Below are 16,442 nucleotides of genomic sequence, written 5' to 3' on the forward strand. Positions count from 1 at the left end.
GAGATAGCACCTTTTTTATTTTTTTAAATACCTTTTTTCTATTATATTATATATAATTCCTAGTATAACAAAAATTATTGTAGCTATTCTAGGATAATTAAACACTCCCACAATAACAATGAGAATAACTCCTACTAAAATATTAAGTATTCTATTTGCTAAAATATATCCTTTAATATTTTTTATAACATTTCTTTTTTCATCATTTAAAGATTCTTCTTTTAATTTTAGGCCTTTAAATATATAATAAAATCCAAAAGCGAAACATGTTATTTCTAGAATTACAATAACCCAATCCAAAAATATTCCTCCTAACTATAATGGTATATAATTAATCATACCATATATGAACTTATATTGTAAAATTATACTGTTATGGTATTATGTTATTAATTAAAGAATAATTATATCAACTAATTTATTATATAGGGGGAAAAATGATTAAAAATAATTTTTTTATAATAGTAATATGTATATTGGTAGTAATTTTTGATTTTTTTCTTTTTTGGGGAACTATACCGAAACAGATAGGTCATCATGAAAGCCGTGACAAAACAATATTAAATAAAGATAAGTATATTAAGGCTTTAAAGAAAGCTGTTATCATACAAAGTATTATTTACGGTGTACTCATAATTCTAATCCTTGGAGTTTTGAAAAATTTAAAAATGCATGAAATAATGTTTATTATGACAGGATATATAGCTATCAGATATGGCATAAATTATAGAATTGAAAAAAAGTATGTAATTAAAAATTCCAGCACTAAATAAAAAATAAGAGTTAATGAGAAATATATTGGTTATAAATGAATTTTAGAGAGGAACTATCTTCAAAACTTTGTTTTGAAGATAGTCTTTTTTAACTCTCATTTAACCCTTTTTAACCTATATTATATTAATAAGAGATGGTGTTTATGACAATTAAAAGTAAAAAAAATCCCAAAAGGTATTTACTATTTTTTACCAGTATACTATAATGGAATAAAATGGAATGAAGTTGCAATATAATATATTCAGCTATAGTACAACATATTTTAAGGGAGGAACTTTTAATGACTAAAACAAATAACATAGTAGATACTTTCTCAGTACAGGTGATTGATGATGGTTATGCAGATACTAAATCAAGATCAGAGGATAGTGAGATGTTTATAACACCATCTTATGTTACCGCATGGAGACCTTCTTATAACAAAGACAATGATTTAAAGGAAACTAATTTAAATCCTTTAAGTAGAATAGAAGTTGAAGTTAATGGGTCCAGGTATCTAGTTGGAGAATGCGCTGTTAAGCAAGATAGAAATATGCAGTGGAATGGAGCATCGGACAAGCATAATGACACTTCCTTTGATATTCTTTTAAAAACTCATTTAAGCTTAATGTCTAAGAAACCTATAAGTAGGGTTAAGCTTGTTATGGGGTTACCAGTAAAATCTAGTTTAGATAAAGAAAAAATAGAAAAAATGAAAGCTAAAGTTATAAGACAACATAATTTGGGCATGAGATTATACGGTCAAAAAGAGTTTGAAAATAGGATAATAAAGGTTGAAGACCTAATAATAAAGGCTCAACCCCATGGTACATTATGTGATTTAATATTGGATAATAATGGGAATATAACAAATAAAGATGTAGCAAGAAAGGTTAACGCTATATCTGACATAGGAGGAAAAACTCATAATTTATATTTAGTAGATGCTCTAGAGCCTTTAGCAGATTTTTGTGATACTAAAAATAGCGGCATGTATGTGGCTTACATGTGGATTAAAGATTACATAGAACAAGAGTTACACTTTAATGTATCAGATGGACAAATTCAATATATAGTGGCTAGTGGACAGATTAAAGGATATGATTTAGCGCCAGTAATTCAAAAGGCATATAGAAGCCTTGCAAGAAAAATAATTTTAGAAATACAAACAGTTTGGGAAAATGCATTTCCTTTCATTGATAATATTATATTTACTGGAGGGGGAGCTACAATACTTAAACCTTACCTTGAGGAAGAGTTTAAAAATGCAATGTATTTAAATAGGACTCAAAATCCATCAGGATTATTTAAACAAGGGGTAAGAAAATGGAAGAGAAAAGCTGTTTAGAAAGGGAGGCTGATTATGCAAATATCACTATATATAGGAGAGAGAAAAAAGAAAGATAAAATAGTTAATGAGGAACTTTTAAAGTATGTTGAAGGAGATCGTAGTGATAGGATAAAGGATTTAATATTGAAAGGGCTTATATTCGAAGGTAAAAAGAATATTGATGAAAACCTTTTAGATATGAGATATGCCTATAGCAGCCATTTTACTGTTGCTACCATAGAGGAACCGCCTATTGTGGAAGCTTTTGCAAAAGAACCAGCAATAGCACCTAAAAATATTGAAAATGAAAAGCCTGATTTTAGTAAGATTAAGGTTAAAAGAAGAAAAATTATTGATGATGATTTAGAAAATAGAATATAAAAAAATAGGGATTATTTCAAAATTAAAGTATTTTGAGGTAATCCCTTATTAATTTAAAGTTCTCTGTTTAAGATTTGTTCTAGTATCTGCTTGTCTATGTCTAAGTCCAAATCAAAGTCTTCAGCGTAGTGTATTCCCCAACAATAAATTGAATAAAGAACAGGTATAATTTTTTTGCCATAGTCTGTAAGATTATATTCAACTTTTGGCGGAACCTGTGGAAAAACAGTTCTATCAATTAAACCATCTTCCTCTAGTTCACGTAACTGTTGGGTAAGCATTTTTTGTGTTATGCCATGTAATCGTCTTTTTAATTGGCTAAATCTAAGGGTCCTATTTCTAAGGTGCCAGAGAATAACTGTCTTCCACTTTCCGCCTATTACGTCCATTGTAAGCTCCATACCGCATTTGTAAGTTCTTTCTTGTATCTTTGACATTTATAGTACCTCCGGACATATATAGTATATTTTTGTACACTATATGCTTTTCTTGCTACTACATTACGAAAAGTATCTGTGTGCTACTAGTTATTATACTACAAAACGTATATAAATACAAAAATCAAAGGCTAATTCATTCACTAAAAATATCTAACAAAAAAGGTAGATATTATTTAGGAAATGCATATCTACCTTATGAAAGGAGTTGGTAATAATGATAAATTCAACAGGAATCAAAAGTACATTAGTAGTTAAGTACCTAGCAGGGCAGGACAAAAATGGGAAGGATCTATTCAAAAGCCAGAGATTTGCAAATGTAAAAACTACAGCTAAGGATGAGGATTTATTTGCAGTAGCAAAGGCACTAGGAAATCTTTTAGAAAATCCTAATGTTGAAGTTATGAGAGAAAATGATAGCTTAATAGTAAATGAGTAATTCTAGAGTTAAGGAGGGAGTTTTATGAGTAAAACATTAGTTATGAATTTTTTAACTGCACAAGGCAGGAAGGCATCTATAAGGTTTAAGGAGATTAAAGATGGGGTAGATGAGCTTGCGGTGTCAACAGTTATGGATGCTATTATCGAAAAGAATATCTTTTCTACATCTACTGGAGAGTTAAAAGTTAAAGATTCAGCTGAAATCATTGATACAACAACCCAGGAATTAAACATATAATTAAATAATTAGGGGCAGCAGGTTACCTGCTGCCCCTAATTTAATTATTTTAGAGTATTGAAAAGTCTAATTTAAGAGTTTATTTTACAACTGGGAAAGACTTATTACCCCAACCACTTGGAGCATTAGCTTTTGTTCCCATACCACCATTTAGTGATACAGCATCATATCCTAGCAATTTTAAACCTGCAACAGTTTGACCGGCAGTTTGTCCTGTGTAACAATAAACTATGATTTTTTTGTCTTTTGGTAATGTGTTAAATTTAGTTTCCATACCTTTTCCCCAAGGAATATTTAGAGCACCTTCTATGTGACCTTTAGCAAAGTCCTCTGCACTTCTTATAGATAAGAAAACTATCTTAGGATCTTTAGCATCTAGTAATTTTTTAGCATCATCTTCACTAATTTTATAGCTTGCATAAGTAGTACCTTTAACATCTTTTAATCCTGCATAGTATTTTGCTATAGCATTTTTAATTTCAGGATTGATTTCTACCTTTTTAGCATCAGCTGGTAAAGTATTTTCTTTTGTTTCAGTAACAGCCTCTACTCCAGGAACCTTAGAGATTCCTAAATCCCATCCTAAGTTTACCGATTTAGCGTTAAAGCCTGCCATATTTAAAAGTGCAACAGTTTGGCCAGCAGTTTGACCTGTATAGCAGTAAACCATTATTGGCTTATCTTTAGGCAATTTTTCAAGATTGTCACTTATAGCAATTCCCCAAGGAAGGTTAACAGCACCTTTTATGTGACCTTTTCCGTATACATCAGCTTGTCTTATGTCTAATACAAAGATGTTTTCATTAGCTTTTACTTTTTCAATGAAATCCTTTTCAGGGATCTTATAGATATCTTGAGGCATGTTAGCAAAATAGCCATTTACAGCAGTAGATACAGCATCGGAACTCTTGTTAGCTGAACTGTCAGAAGCTCCTTGATCTCTTTGTACAATTTTTGTATTTTGTTTAGTATCTTTTGCAGTATCATTTTTTGTACCGCATCCAGCTAGAGATACTGCAAGGGCTAGGGCTAAAATGCTTGATATAATTTTGTTCTTTTTCATATTTTATTAATCCCCCTTACGATTTGTTATTTTTTTAACATTTACAATTTAATTATAGCAAATAATAAATCACATAGATAAATGGATTTTGTTATACTGTATAAGAAAAAGTAATGATAAGATATAGTTGAATTTGCTGAGTTTGTAGGGGAAAATTATTGCATAAATATAAAAATAACTGCATATAAACTATGCAGCTATTTTTGTACTTAACTTATATATAATAAGTTGTGAGAAGATTATATTGAATTTTAGGAATTATCTTGGTTTCCTTGTGGTGCAGCAGTATCTTTATTGCCGTCATCTTTAACTTGAATTGGTAAGGATTTATCAGCATCCCATTCTAACCAAGCACCATCATAAATTCTAATGTTCTTATAACCAGCTTCATATAGAGCTAGATAAGTTTCAGCTGCTCTAGTTGAAGTCTTACAGAATAATATTATTTTATTATCTGGTTTTATGTTATTTTCAACATACATTATTTTTATATCTTGAGATGATTTGAAGGTTTTATCACTGTAGTTATTGTCTTCATAGTTTAGTAATATTGATCCTGGTATTGTTCCTTCATCATATTCCTGTTGAGTACGAACATCTAGTAGTATAGTGTTTTTATCTGGGTTTTGAACTTGAGCTTTAACTTCATCCTTTGTAACTATCATCTCATTATTTAAATCTTTAGCTTTATAGTTTGTAGCGGTAATACTAGGTACTTCAGTACTAGCTTCTGCACCTGCTTTTTTTAGGGCTTCTATACCACCGCTAACTACTTTAAGATTTTCATGTCCATAAGCTTTCATAGCCCATAATAGTCTTGAAGAATGAGAATTATTTTGATTGTCATAAATAATTACTGTAGAGTCATTAGATATACCTTTTGCACTCATAACCTTTTCAAATAAGTCTTTTGGTCCAAGTATTCCAGCTACAGGAACTTTAATATTAACTTCGTCTTTATCAATATTTATAGCACCTTTAATATGTTCTTTAGAATAGCCATCTGGTGTTTGGGCATCTACAAGGATTACATTTTTTTCACCAAGCATCTTTATGGCTGATTTTGCTTCAATTATATAGTGACTTTTGTCAGTTGATGTGTATGATGAACTACTGCATCCAGCTGCAAAAAAAGTAAGTGATAGTAACATAAGCAAAGCTAATAGTTTAGATTTACGTTGTTTTCTAATTTGCTTTTGCATGTTCTTCCTCCCATCCTTTTAAAATATTTATTAATCTGAAGAGTTTGTTAAATTATATACAATTATAATTATATTATACTTTATTAATGATGCATTTAGATATTTAAATTTCTAATGGAGCATTGGATTATCAGATAAGAGAGTAATTAATTTATACTATGGGGTATATGATATAATCTAAGAAGGTTGATAAATAAGAACTACAGCATAATTTGAATTTAGAATTAAGGAGAGAATATGGAAGCTTTAGTGAAAAAAATAAAGGAAAATAAAATTCTATTAAGCTTACTTCTAGTACATTTTATCATAAATATCAGTTATCTTACTAAATTTCCATTTGTACATTCAGATGAATCTTGGCTTGGTGGACTTTCGAGAAATATTATGGAGAAAGGGGATTACTCTGTAACAGAAACATTCTTTGATTTATACCCTAGATATCCCCATGCCATAAAAGCAATATTTCATACAATACAAATTCTATTTATTAAAATATTTGGATATAGGATTTTTTCAGTAAGATTCATGTCCTTAATATTTTCCATGTTTATAATTTATTTCTTCTATAAACTAAGTAAAAATATTTTAAAAGATAGTAAAATAGCTTTTATCTCTTTAACACTTTTAGTTTCAGACATACAGTTTATATACGTATCACATTTTGCAAGGCAAGAGATAGTAATCTTGTTTGCGTTAATAGTAGGACTGTATTTCTTTTATACTCATAGGGAAGGACATAAAATTAAAGATGATATAGTGCTAGGGGCAATAGTAGGGTTAAGCATAGGCATTCATCCAAATAGTTTTATAATATCTATTTGCTTCGGTTTAATATATGTTTACAGCATTTTTATAAATAAAGATATAAAAATTAAGAACTTGATTGTGTACGGAACTATTGTGAGTATATTTGCTGGGATTTTTGTACTTATAAGTCTATCATTTAACTCAAATTTTTTTCAGGATTATTTTAATTATGGAAAAGAATTTGGCGTAGATTATTCTCTATCAGATAAAATCTCAGGTGTAAAATACTTTTATTATAAATTGTATCACAGTATAGGAGGAACTTATTATCTACCTAATATTAAACTGCAATTTTGGATATTTGGAGCAGTGTTTATTACTGCAATTTTTAAGCTGGCTTATAAGAGAGAGAAATACTATATAGAGGTTATTCCACCTGTAATGTTAGCTATAGTAGCTATAAACATTGGAATAATATTGATAGGAAGATACAATCAAACTAGTATAGTTTTTCAGTTTCCATTATTTTATTTGCTATTAACCTATGTTGTAGGAGGGCTTAAGAAAAATTATAAATATATTTTTATGGGCTTATTATGGGTGGCTATTATTATTAATTCAGTGTTAAACATAAAACCTTATTTAGATAATAGCTACAGCAAGTATTTAAAAGAGGTTTCTAAAGTTGTAAAAGAAGACGATGTAGTTTTAGCTAATTTAAATCTAGAGTTTTATTTTGATAATGGAAAGCTCTATGATTATAGGAACTTAGCTTTTCTAAAGGATAATAATATTAGTTTTAAGGATTATATAATTAAAAATAATATAAAGTATATAATTTATCCTGAAGAGATGGACATGATTTATAAAGAACAGCCTAGATGGGATGGATTATATGGAAAGCTGAATTATTATGAAGATATGCAAATCTTTTTAAAAAATAGATGTGAGCTTAAGTATGAATTTAGGGACAAGACTTATGGCAATAGAATAGCTAGATATGTAAATGATAAAGAGTGGAAAATAAAAATCTATAAAGTCAAATAGACTTTATAGATTTTTTTATACTTAACATATGGATAGCGGATACTTATTATATGGTTTATTATAATTCATTGTATATATTTTTATATATTGATGATAATTCTCCATTTTCTAAGCTTCTAGGTCTTGGAAGAGGATTATCAATAATTTTTTTTATATGTCCAGGATTCTTCCCCATAATTACTATTCTATCAGAAAGTAATATAGATTCTTGAATATCATGTGTGACAAAAATAACAGTTATATTAGTTTCTTGCCAGATATTAAGAAGCATATCCTGTAGTTCAGATCTAGTCTGTGCATCTAGGCTTCCAAAGGGTTCATCCATAAGTAGTATATGTGGATTTATGGCAAGAGCACGGGCTATGGCTATTCTTTGCTTCATGCCTCCAGATAATTGATGAGGATAATATTTGCTGAACTTTTCAAGCTTTACTATGGAAAGATATTTTTCTCCCATTTCTAATAGTTCTTTCTTATTTTTTATTAGGTTATTTGTTTTTAGAGGAAAAATAATGTTTTCCATAACTGTTTTCCAAGGAAAGAGTTGATTAAAGTCTTGAAACACCATAATACGATTAAGCTGGGGTTTAGTTACCAATTTGTTGTTAAGCAATATGTGACCACTATCAGCAGCATCAAAGCTTCCTATTTGTCTTAAAAGTGTTGATTTACCACAACCAGAGGGGCCAACTATACATAGAAATTCACCTTTATTTACAGAAAAGTTTATATCTTTTAGAATTAGAGATTTTGAAGATGCTTTTCCAAAGGATTTTGATAAATTTTTTATTTCTAGTATCATAAAGTCATTCCCCACTTTTTCAATGTTATTTTCTCAAGTTTAGAAAAGAATAGGTCTTCTACTATAATACCTATGAATATTATTACGATTAAACCAGCAAAAATTCCTGGAGTATCCATAAAAACTCTTCTCTTAAATATAAACCAGCCAAGGCCGCCTATTCCGCCGGCAGCACCAAAAATCATTTCAGCACTTATAAGAGCTCGCCAAGATCTTGCCCAACCAATTTTTATACCTGTTATAAAATAGGGTAAAGAGGCTGGAAGGAGTATGTAGTAAATAATTTTAAGGCTATTTAGTTCATAGTTTTCTCCAATTTCTTTATATATTTTTGGTATAGATTTAAAGCCTGCGGTAAGGTTTAAAACCATGGGCCAAAGTACAGAGTGAACTATAATAAATATAATAGAATTAGGTCCTGAGCCAAGCCAAAGTATAATTAAGGGAAGCAGGGCAACCCCCGGCAATGGATGGGCAATAGAAGTCAGAGTTTCAACGAATCCCTCAAATATCTTTGATACAGATGCCATGGAAGATAAAATGAGAGCTATCAAAATTCCTAGGCTAAGACCTTTAAAAATTAAATTTAAAGAATACAGAGTTTCCTTTATAATTTCTCCATTTACAATAGAAGAATATAGAGATGAAAGTATAACCTCTATAGTAGGAAAAATCAAAGGAGAAAAACTACCGCTACGTGCCGTAATCTCCCAGACTACAATAAATATTAAAATCCAAAATATACGCACTACTAATTTATTATTTGAAAATTTATTTTTCATTTTTAACATCTTCCCATTTAACATCTTTAAGAGCATACTCTTTTGAGATGTATTTATTTTTAACCATAAATTTGCTGAACTTCTCTAGACCTTGAACTTCAGAGCTATATTTGTTTCCAGACCAAGTTAAATATTTTAGGGTATCTTCCTTTGATAAATTATAAATAGGGGATAAAATTTCAGCAGATTTTTCAGGGTTTTTATTTATAAAGTCTATAGCTTCTTGTATTGATTTAACAAAAGCTGAATATACTTTTGGGTTTTTATTATAAAATTCTTTAGTTGTAACTCCGACAATAAAGGTAAAATCTCCATCCATTACATCCTTTCCATCTAATACAACATACATAGCTTTATCTTCCAGTTCCTTATAAATATATGGAGGGGAAGTAAAGTGAGCAGATATACTCTTTTTTGACATCAAGGAGCTCATTCCATCTGGATGGGATAGAGTGGTGATTATATTATCTAGTTTATGAGAATCTCCAAACTCCTTTTCACAAGCCATAGATAAGAGTATATGTTGTACACTTCCAGGCTGAGGGAGAGCTATTTTATCTTCAGATGAAAAATCCTTTAGAGATTTTATATTGTTTTTATATGTAATAAGCTGGGTTGGGGAAGATGATAAACCAGAGGCGATTTTCCAATCCATTCCTTTATCAGTACCTATTAAAAAAGGAGGGATAGCCATAAAACCAGCATCAAGCTTATTGCTAAGCATAGCTTCACGAATAGCTGCAGTATTTCCTAATTGCTGAAAATTAACTTCTATAACAGGTAAGTTTTTTTCCAGAAGCTTATTTGCTTTCATAATTTGTAGGGGAGCATAGGCTAAGCCATATTGTTCTGCTATGTTTATTTTATAATTGGTGTTTTCATTAGCACTTTTTCCTTTACATCCTACAAAATTAAGAGGAAGAATTAATATCATTAATATTACTGGTAGACGAAAAAGCGAAAAAGTTTTTTTCATAAAGCAATCCTTCTTTCTTAGTAATTATCAAATTTAATGACTAAATTATTGCCTTTATCATCGTATATTTTTAAGTTGTCAAAAGCTCCATCTAAGTTTTTACGTAGATCTTGATAATCGTTGCCTTCAACAATCATATATCCAATTCTTTGTGTAGCGTTGGTTATTGGTTTTATATTATCTCCAGGCTTAATATTAAAGTATAAAGCTTTAACTCCAGGAAGGTACTGGGGCTGAAGTGGAGAGTTTAAAGGACAATTTAAGGGACTGTCCCCGAAATAATCTTCTCTATTAGGAGTTATTAGAGGCATAAAAGGTGCTTCTATAGTTTTAACAACTCCAGGCTTTGCAAAGAGCAGCTGTACAGAAAGTGTTTTGCTATTCTTTGATAAATCATAATTTCTTAGAGCTGTGTAGTCTAATTCTTTGCCTAAGGAGGCATTGATTAGCATATCTAGTATATCAACTCCTGTTAAAAGGGGGATGAATATGTCCTCATAGGCGCCACCGATTCTACAGGCTATTTCATTAACTTTTATACCAGCTTTTCCAACTAGCATTTGAAAATAAATAGGACCATTATGTATTTTAAAAGATTCAACTAGATCTTCCGTTATTTTCATTATTTCAGTAAAATTTGAGTACAGGTGTTTTGATGGAAAGTTATGAGCGGTGCAAACCCCTATGTGAGGGTAGCTATCATAAGTAACTCTATCTGTAACTGTAAGCACATGAACATTATCATTTTCTACCCATCCACTTACTGTAATTTCATCATTTTCATAGTATTCTTCAACTAGAATTTCCTCTTCTCTCGAATAGCTTAAGGTACTATCTAAATACTTTTTAATTTCTTCTACAGAATCCAGTTTATAAATTCCTCTTTGACCTTGGCTATCTAATGGTTTAATCACTATAGGAAAGTTTAAATGGCTTAATTCATTTTCACAAAAATTCTTCTTTATAAAAACAAAGTTAGTAGTTGGTATATTATTTTCTTTAAAAATAGTCTTCATCACTTTTTTATTGGTTACTGCTTTTGAAGTAGGTACATCTATAAGCTTAGGAAGATCTAATGTATCTTGAACCCTAGCAGCTGTGTAAACTGGCTGATCTGTCCCTAGGGTAAGTATTCCATCAATATTATGTTTTTTAGCCACTTGGATATTTCCATCTATATCAAAAGTACTTATAAGTTCCTTATGGTTACAGAAGTTTTTGCCAGGAGCATCATCGTAATAATCAGAAACTATAAGGGTGTGTCCCTGATTTTTGGCTCTTAAAATAGCGTTAAGTTGACAGTGGCCTCCACCTAAAATTAATAACTTCATAGAGCATTCCTCCTTTATAATTGGATATCTTTTACTATAAATTGAGATCTTTTGGATTTAAAAATCTTAAATAATGAACAAGAGGAATAATAGATATATAGCTTAGTGTATAACTTAAATAATTTAAGAAATGTGTAATTTGATTTTCCATATTTCCTGCAGTTGTGATTTACATATACATTAGCTACCTTATTAGTATTTTTAAAGGTCATGGCGGATAAATATACAAAGGATGTCTTGTCCAATATGATTCTCTGAACAAGTTCTTTTTTCATAATTCTAAAACTGCTAACCTTTATATTGTGAGGTTTAGAGCAGAGTTTATCAAATAATAAATCAGTTGCTTTAGTTCCAAGATTTCTATAGGATGAATGCTGCTTTTTTATAGGAATTCCATATACTATGTCATAACCTTCAAGAATTTTTTCATAAAGTTTAGGAATTTCTTCTGGAGGGTGCTGTAAATCATCATCCATTGTCACTACGTAGTCCAAAACAGCGTAATGAAAGCCACAGATTAAAGCATTTTGCTGTCCAAAGTTTCCTCTAAGCTGTATTACTTTTATATGATTATTATTTTTATGGAGTTCCAGCATTTTATTATAGCTTTTATCATTACTTCCATCATCAACTAGAAGGAGCTCGTACCTAAAACACATTTGCCTAAGGATATATATAAGCCTTCCACACAATTCATCTAAAGAATATTCACTATTATAAACTGGAACTACTACAGATATATTAGGCTTCATTTTAAAGCTCCTTTATAATTTCTTCTAGAGATTCTATTACATAACTAGCTTCTTCTAAAGTCATAGAAGTGTAAAGGGGTAAGCGAAGAAGACAGTTAGCCAGTTTATCAGTTTTTTTAAAATCAGAAGGGGAATAGCCAAGTTTCGCTCCCATGGGAGAACTGTGTAGAGGAACAAAGTGTGTTAAGGCAGTTATTCCTCTCTGTTTTAGTTTATATACTACTGCGTTTTTAATGGTTTCACTATGAAATATCACATAAAATAAGTGATAATTGGAACTACAGTAAGGAGGAATATAAGATATGCTGTCTATAATTCCTCTGTCTAAATGTTTTGATAGCTTTTCAGCATAATAGTAGTATATTATTTCTCTTTTATTTCTAATTTCATCTATTTCTTCTAGTTGAGCGTATAATATAGCCATCAAAATATCTGATGGTAAGTAGCTAGAGCCTACATCAACCCAAGAATATTTATCAATTTCTCCACGTATAAATCTATGTCGATTAGTACCCTTTTGGCGTATTATTTCAGCTTTATCAATTAAATAGCTTAAGGGACTGTCCCCGGAAAGCTTCTCAGAATTTATGGCTAAAGCACCGCCTTCACCGCTGATGTAGTTTTTAGTAGCATGAAAACTAAAGCATCCAATATGGCCTATGGAACCTAAAAATTTATCCTTATATTTAGAATTAACACCTTGTGCAGCATCTTCAATTACATAAAGGTTATGTCTGTTTGCAATAGACATAATTTCATCCATGTCACAGCTTACACCAGCATAGTGAACTGGAATTATAGCCTTAGTTCTTGGAGTAATCCTATGCTTAATATCTTCTGGGTCTATGTTTAAAGTTTCTTTTTTAATTTCTGCAAATATAGGTTTACCACCTTGAAGCATGACTGCATTGGCTGTTGAAGGAAAGGTGAATGAAGGCATAATAACTTCATCTCCGGGCTTTAGATCAATTAGCATTAAGGCTATTTCTAAAGCGTGAGTGGCAGAGGTGGTCATTAATACTTTGTTTAGGTTAAAGTTCTTTTCTAAAGAAGAAGTAACAAGATTAGTATAATATCCATCACCACTTAAACTCTGTCTTTCCATAGCATCTTTTATATATTCAATTTCCTTTCCTGAAAAGTACAATTTATTATAGGGAATGTTCATAATTTATCACCATCTAAGATTTTATTATTTATACTCGAAAGGAGTTTATTTGCAAAGGCATAGGAACTAAAAGTACCAGCATCAGCCCATTCTCCATGCAAGATGTCATAGGTAAGCTGATTTCTGTTTAAGTAAAAGTTATTTACAGAGGTTATCTCTAATTCTCCTCTAAAAGAAGGAGATAAACTTTTCAAAATGTCAAAAAGTTGATTGTCATACATGTAAATTCCAGTTACAGCATAATTGCTTTTAGGATTTGAAGGCTTTTCTTCTATCTTAACAATTCTATTGTTTCTTAGGGTAGCTACTCCAAATCTATAGGGATCAGGAACTCTTTTTATAAGTATTTTAGAGCCTGTACCTTGAAGTTTGAAGTTTTGGACATATTTTTTTATGCTATGAGAAGTTATATTATCACCCAAAATAACAGTAATAGGATTTCCTTTAGCAAAGTCTTCTGCTAGGAGAAGGGCATCTCCTATACCTTTAGGGTTTTCTTGGATCTTAAAAGTAAAGTTACAGGAAAAATTGTTTTCATTTGTCAAGATTTCCACCATAGAATCTAAATGATTTCTATTTGTAACAATTAATATATCTTGAATTCCTGAGGAAATTAATTGTTTTATGGGATTAAAAATCATAGGTTCATTTCCAAGAAAAAGCAGATGTTTATTGACTTTTTTAGTCCATGGATATAGTCGAGTTCCTTTACCTCCGGCTAATATAACGCCTTTCATTTTATTCCTCCAAAGTTTAGTATGAATTAATTTTATAACTTACGCTATTTTTAACATACCAGTTTATTGTCTTTTCTAAAGAGTTACTAAAACCATATTCTGGATTCCACCCTAACTGAGTTCGTATTTTTTCTGAGCTAACTCCGTACCTTCTATCGTGACCTTTTCTATCTTCCACATATTTTATTAAACTATTGTCTATATTCTTATATGGAAATAGGTTGTTTAATTTTTCAATAATTAAGTTTGCTATTTCTATATTTGAGATTTCATTATTTCCACTTATATTATAAATCTCCCCTAAAGTTCCTTTATTAAGTACTAAGTCTATGGCTCTGCAATGATCCAATACATAAATCCAATCTCTTATATTTTTCCCATCTCCATATATAGGAATTGAATGGGAACTTAGACAATTACTGATTATCATAGGAATTAATTTTTCTTTATGCTGCCTAGGTCCGTAATTATTAGTGCAACGGGTTATTAAAGCAGGTATACCATGGGTATTATAATAAGATTGAACTAATAAATCTGCAGAGGCTTTAGTTGCAGCATAAGGATTATTAGGTTTTATAGTAGAGTCTTCTGTAAAGTATCCAGTTTCTATGGAGCCATAAACTTCATCAGTTGAAATTTGAAGGAATTTTTTTACCTTGTATTTTAGGGATGCCTCCATCAATACTTCTGTACCAAGAATATTTGTGGTTAAAAAACTATCTAACTTTTGGATACTTCTATCTACATGAGATTCTGCTGCAAAGTTTATTACATAATCTGGCTTATAAATATCAAAAATATCATGTATGGAGGTTCTATTACAGATGTCCTCTTTAATAAATGTATAATTATAATTTAAATTGAGCCAATTTAAATTTTTTAGATTTCCTGCATAGGTCAGTTTATCAATGTTTATGATTTTTATATCTTTGTAATTGGTAAATAAATATTTAATAAAATTAGAACCTATAAAACCAGCTCCACCAGTAATTAAGTAAGTGCTCATTGTTATCCTCACATTCACATTTATAAGATTTAATTACAACAAAACTAATAATTGATAATTAATTTAATAATGTTACAATATAAATATATTAAATAATTATTATTTTCAATCTAAATGAGGTGAAAATATGAAAGAAATAAATTGTTTAGGAGAAATTTGTCCCGTACCTGTGATAAAAACTCAGCAACAACTTAAATCTACAAAAGCTAAAGAATCTTTTAAAGTTATAACTGATCATGGTTGTACTGTGGAAGAACTATCAAATTTTCTTAAGAACAAAAAAGTTATTTTTGAAATTGAAGAAGTAATTAATGGTGTATGGGAAATTGTAGTTACTAAGCTTTAGCAAAAACTTTTATAACCTATTTTTTTAAAGTATTCTATAAACTCTTTTACTGAAGTTGAATTGCAGATGTTTTTCTTATAAATCAGATATATATCATAATAAATAGGGGCATCCTCAATTGATATTAATTTAATCTGTTTATTATATAGTTCAGTTTTAAGTGACAAATAAGGAAGAAAAGCTAGTCCATGTCCCTTTAGTACAGAAGATTTAACAGATTCAGCACTATCAAGGTTGAATAAAATATTTATGTCATTACAACTGTATCCAATTTCATTTAAGCGTTCATTTAATGTTGAAACAATATCTAATTTATCATTTAGCATAATTAAAGGATATCTTAATAAATCTTTCAGTTTAATTTTTTTCGGTACATCAAAGCTTGATGCAGCAACTAATACTAGCTCATCAGTAGCTACTTTATAAAATTCTAAAGATTCATCTCTAGGCTTACCATATATAAATCCTAAATCATGAATATCATTTAGTACATTTTGCTCTATGGTATCAGAAAAATCTGAAGTTAAGCTATAGTTGTGCTTGGGGAACTTCTTTTTCATTTTATACAGAGTACAAGGTAGAGCATAGGTAGACAAAGTCCAACAAGAATCAATTTGAATAGTCTTTTTATTTTTATCTAAATTACTCAAGTCATCTAACATCTTATAATAAGTTTTCATCATAATTTCTACATGTTTTTTTACAATCTTACCCTGTTCAGTTAAAACAACGCCTTTATTACTACGTATTAATAGTTTATGACCAAGAGTATCTTCTAGTTTTTGTATTTGTTGACTTAGTGCAGACTGAGATATATGAGAGTTAGTTGCAACTTTTGAAATACTTTTAGTGTTAGCTACTTCATAAAAATACTTAAAACACTCAATATGCATAGAGCACCAT

General features: G+C 30.0%; 20 protein-coding genes. 7 read left to right on the plus strand and 13 right to left on the minus strand.

The features are described 5' to 3' along the window. Positions 1-15: 15 nt before the first annotated feature. Positions 16-300 (minus strand): hypothetical protein, encoded by a 285-nt coding sequence (locus ACWW38_RS10675; RefSeq protein ID WP_456257532.1) that lies wholly within the window; start codon positions 298-300, stop codon positions 16-18. 137 nt (positions 301-437) lie between these two features. Here ACWW38_RS10675 and ACWW38_RS10680 point away from each other — a divergent pair, with 137 nt between their 5' ends. The 3 genes from ACWW38_RS10680 to ACWW38_RS10690 all read left to right on the plus strand — a co-directional run bounded on the left by ACWW38_RS10680 (position 438) and on the right by ACWW38_RS10690 (position 2,464). Further along, positions 438-773 (plus strand): hypothetical protein, encoded by a 336-nt coding sequence (locus ACWW38_RS10680; protein WP_456257533.1) that lies wholly within the window; start codon positions 438-440, stop codon positions 771-773. Between the two features lie 281 nt (positions 774-1,054). After that, positions 1,055-2,101 (plus strand): ParM/StbA family protein, encoded by a 1,047-nt coding sequence (locus ACWW38_RS10685; protein WP_456257534.1) that lies wholly within the window; start codon positions 1,055-1,057, stop codon positions 2,099-2,101. Positions 2,102-2,116: 15 nt separating this feature from the next. Continuing rightward, the gene (locus ACWW38_RS10690) at positions 2,117-2,464 is read left to right on the plus strand and encodes a hypothetical protein (RefSeq protein WP_456257535.1); all 348 of its coding nucleotides are present in this window, start codon (positions 2,117-2,119) and stop codon (positions 2,462-2,464) included. A 53-nt stretch (positions 2,465-2,517) separates the two neighbouring features. Here the strand turns inward: ACWW38_RS10690 and ACWW38_RS10695 are convergent, their stop codons facing one another. Beyond that, positions 2,518-2,901, minus strand: a complete 384-nt coding sequence (locus tag ACWW38_RS10695; RefSeq protein WP_456257536.1) for a winged helix-turn-helix transcriptional regulator — start codon at positions 2,899-2,901, stop codon at positions 2,518-2,520. A gap of 217 nt (positions 2,902-3,118) precedes the next feature. Here ACWW38_RS10695 and ACWW38_RS10700 point away from each other — a divergent pair, with 217 nt between their 5' ends. Both ACWW38_RS10700 and ACWW38_RS10705 read left to right on the plus strand, forming a co-directional pair. Next, complete coding sequence (locus ACWW38_RS10700; RefSeq protein ID WP_456257537.1) at positions 3,119-3,340, plus strand: DUF1659 domain-containing protein; 222 nt, start codon at positions 3,119-3,121, stop codon at positions 3,338-3,340. Between the two features lie 24 nt (positions 3,341-3,364). Continuing rightward, entirely contained in the window at positions 3,365-3,580 is a 216-nt protein-coding gene (locus tag ACWW38_RS10705) for a DUF2922 domain-containing protein (RefSeq protein ID WP_456257538.1), read from the plus strand. Positions 3,581-3,659: 79 nt separating this feature from the next. On the opposite strand, the gene ACWW38_RS10710 is transcribed toward ACWW38_RS10705, so the two are convergent. Both ACWW38_RS10710 and ACWW38_RS10715 read right to left on the minus strand, forming a co-directional pair. After that, positions 3,660-4,643 (minus strand): rhodanese-like domain-containing protein, encoded by a 984-nt coding sequence (locus ACWW38_RS10710; protein ID WP_456257539.1) that lies wholly within the window; start codon positions 4,641-4,643, stop codon positions 3,660-3,662. Between the two features lie 251 nt (positions 4,644-4,894). Continuing rightward, positions 4,895-5,845, minus strand: coding sequence for a sulfurtransferase (locus ACWW38_RS10715; protein ID WP_456257540.1), 951 nt, complete (start codon positions 5,843-5,845; stop codon positions 4,895-4,897). A 237-nt stretch (positions 5,846-6,082) separates the two neighbouring features. Between ACWW38_RS10715 and ACWW38_RS10720 the strand changes: the two genes are divergently transcribed. Then, complete coding sequence (locus ACWW38_RS10720; RefSeq protein WP_456257541.1) at positions 6,083-7,639, plus strand: ArnT family glycosyltransferase; 1,557 nt, start codon at positions 6,083-6,085, stop codon at positions 7,637-7,639. A 58-nt stretch (positions 7,640-7,697) separates the two neighbouring features. Here the strand turns inward: ACWW38_RS10720 and ACWW38_RS10725 are convergent, their stop codons facing one another. From ACWW38_RS10725 to rfbB, 8 genes are read right to left on the minus strand one after another with little or no spacing between them, the layout of a single operon-like run. Continuing rightward, on the minus strand, positions 7,698-8,441 hold the full coding sequence (locus tag ACWW38_RS10725; protein WP_456257542.1) for an ABC transporter ATP-binding protein: 744 nt from the start codon (positions 8,439-8,441) through the stop codon (positions 7,698-7,700). Then, complete coding sequence (locus ACWW38_RS10730; protein WP_456257543.1) at positions 8,438-9,223, minus strand: ABC transporter permease; 786 nt, start codon at positions 9,221-9,223, stop codon at positions 8,438-8,440. Before ACWW38_RS10730 ends, ACWW38_RS10725 begins: the two co-directional genes overlap by 4 nt. Further along, on the minus strand, positions 9,213-10,199 hold the full coding sequence (locus ACWW38_RS10735; protein ID WP_456257544.1) for an ABC transporter substrate-binding protein: 987 nt from the start codon (positions 10,197-10,199) through the stop codon (positions 9,213-9,215). The genes ACWW38_RS10730 and ACWW38_RS10735 overlap by 11 nt, the downstream gene beginning before the upstream one ends. Positions 10,200-10,216: 17 nt before the next feature. Then, positions 10,217-11,530: an ATP-grasp domain-containing protein gene (locus ACWW38_RS10740; protein WP_456257545.1), complete on the minus strand. Its 1,314-nt coding sequence runs from the start codon at positions 11,528-11,530 to the stop codon at positions 10,217-10,219. Positions 11,531-11,544: 14 nt separating this feature from the next. Continuing rightward, on the minus strand, positions 11,545-12,282 hold the full coding sequence (locus ACWW38_RS10745) for a glycosyltransferase family 2 protein (protein ID WP_456257546.1): 738 nt from the start codon (positions 12,280-12,282) through the stop codon (positions 11,545-11,547). Between the two features lies 1 nt (position 12,283). Further along, positions 12,284-13,450, minus strand: coding sequence for a dTDP-4-amino-4,6-dideoxygalactose transaminase (gene rffA, locus ACWW38_RS10750; protein WP_456257547.1), 1,167 nt, complete (start codon positions 13,448-13,450; stop codon positions 12,284-12,286). Next, on the minus strand, positions 13,447-14,187 hold the full coding sequence (locus tag ACWW38_RS10755; RefSeq protein ID WP_456257548.1) for a sugar phosphate nucleotidyltransferase: 741 nt from the start codon (positions 14,185-14,187) through the stop codon (positions 13,447-13,449). The genes rffA and ACWW38_RS10755 overlap by 4 nt, the downstream gene beginning before the upstream one ends. Positions 14,188-14,203: 16 nt before the next feature. Next, a complete protein-coding gene (gene rfbB, locus ACWW38_RS10760) occupies positions 14,204-15,193 on the minus strand; it encodes a dTDP-glucose 4,6-dehydratase (RefSeq protein ID WP_456257549.1) in 990 nt (329 codons plus the stop codon). 127 nt (positions 15,194-15,320) lie between these two features. Between rfbB and ACWW38_RS10765 the strand changes: the two genes are divergently transcribed. Beyond that, positions 15,321-15,539: a sulfurtransferase TusA family protein gene (locus ACWW38_RS10765; protein ID WP_456257550.1), complete on the plus strand. Its 219-nt coding sequence runs from the start codon at positions 15,321-15,323 to the stop codon at positions 15,537-15,539. On the opposite strand, the gene ACWW38_RS10770 is transcribed toward ACWW38_RS10765, so the two are convergent. Next, entirely contained in the window at positions 15,536-16,432 is an 897-nt protein-coding gene (locus tag ACWW38_RS10770; protein WP_456257551.1) for a LysR family transcriptional regulator, read from the minus strand. The genes ACWW38_RS10765 and ACWW38_RS10770 overlap by 4 nt on opposite strands. Positions 16,433-16,442 lie beyond the last annotated feature (10 nt).

It is taken from the genome of Clostridium sp. JNZ J1-5 (assembly GCF_053901425.1).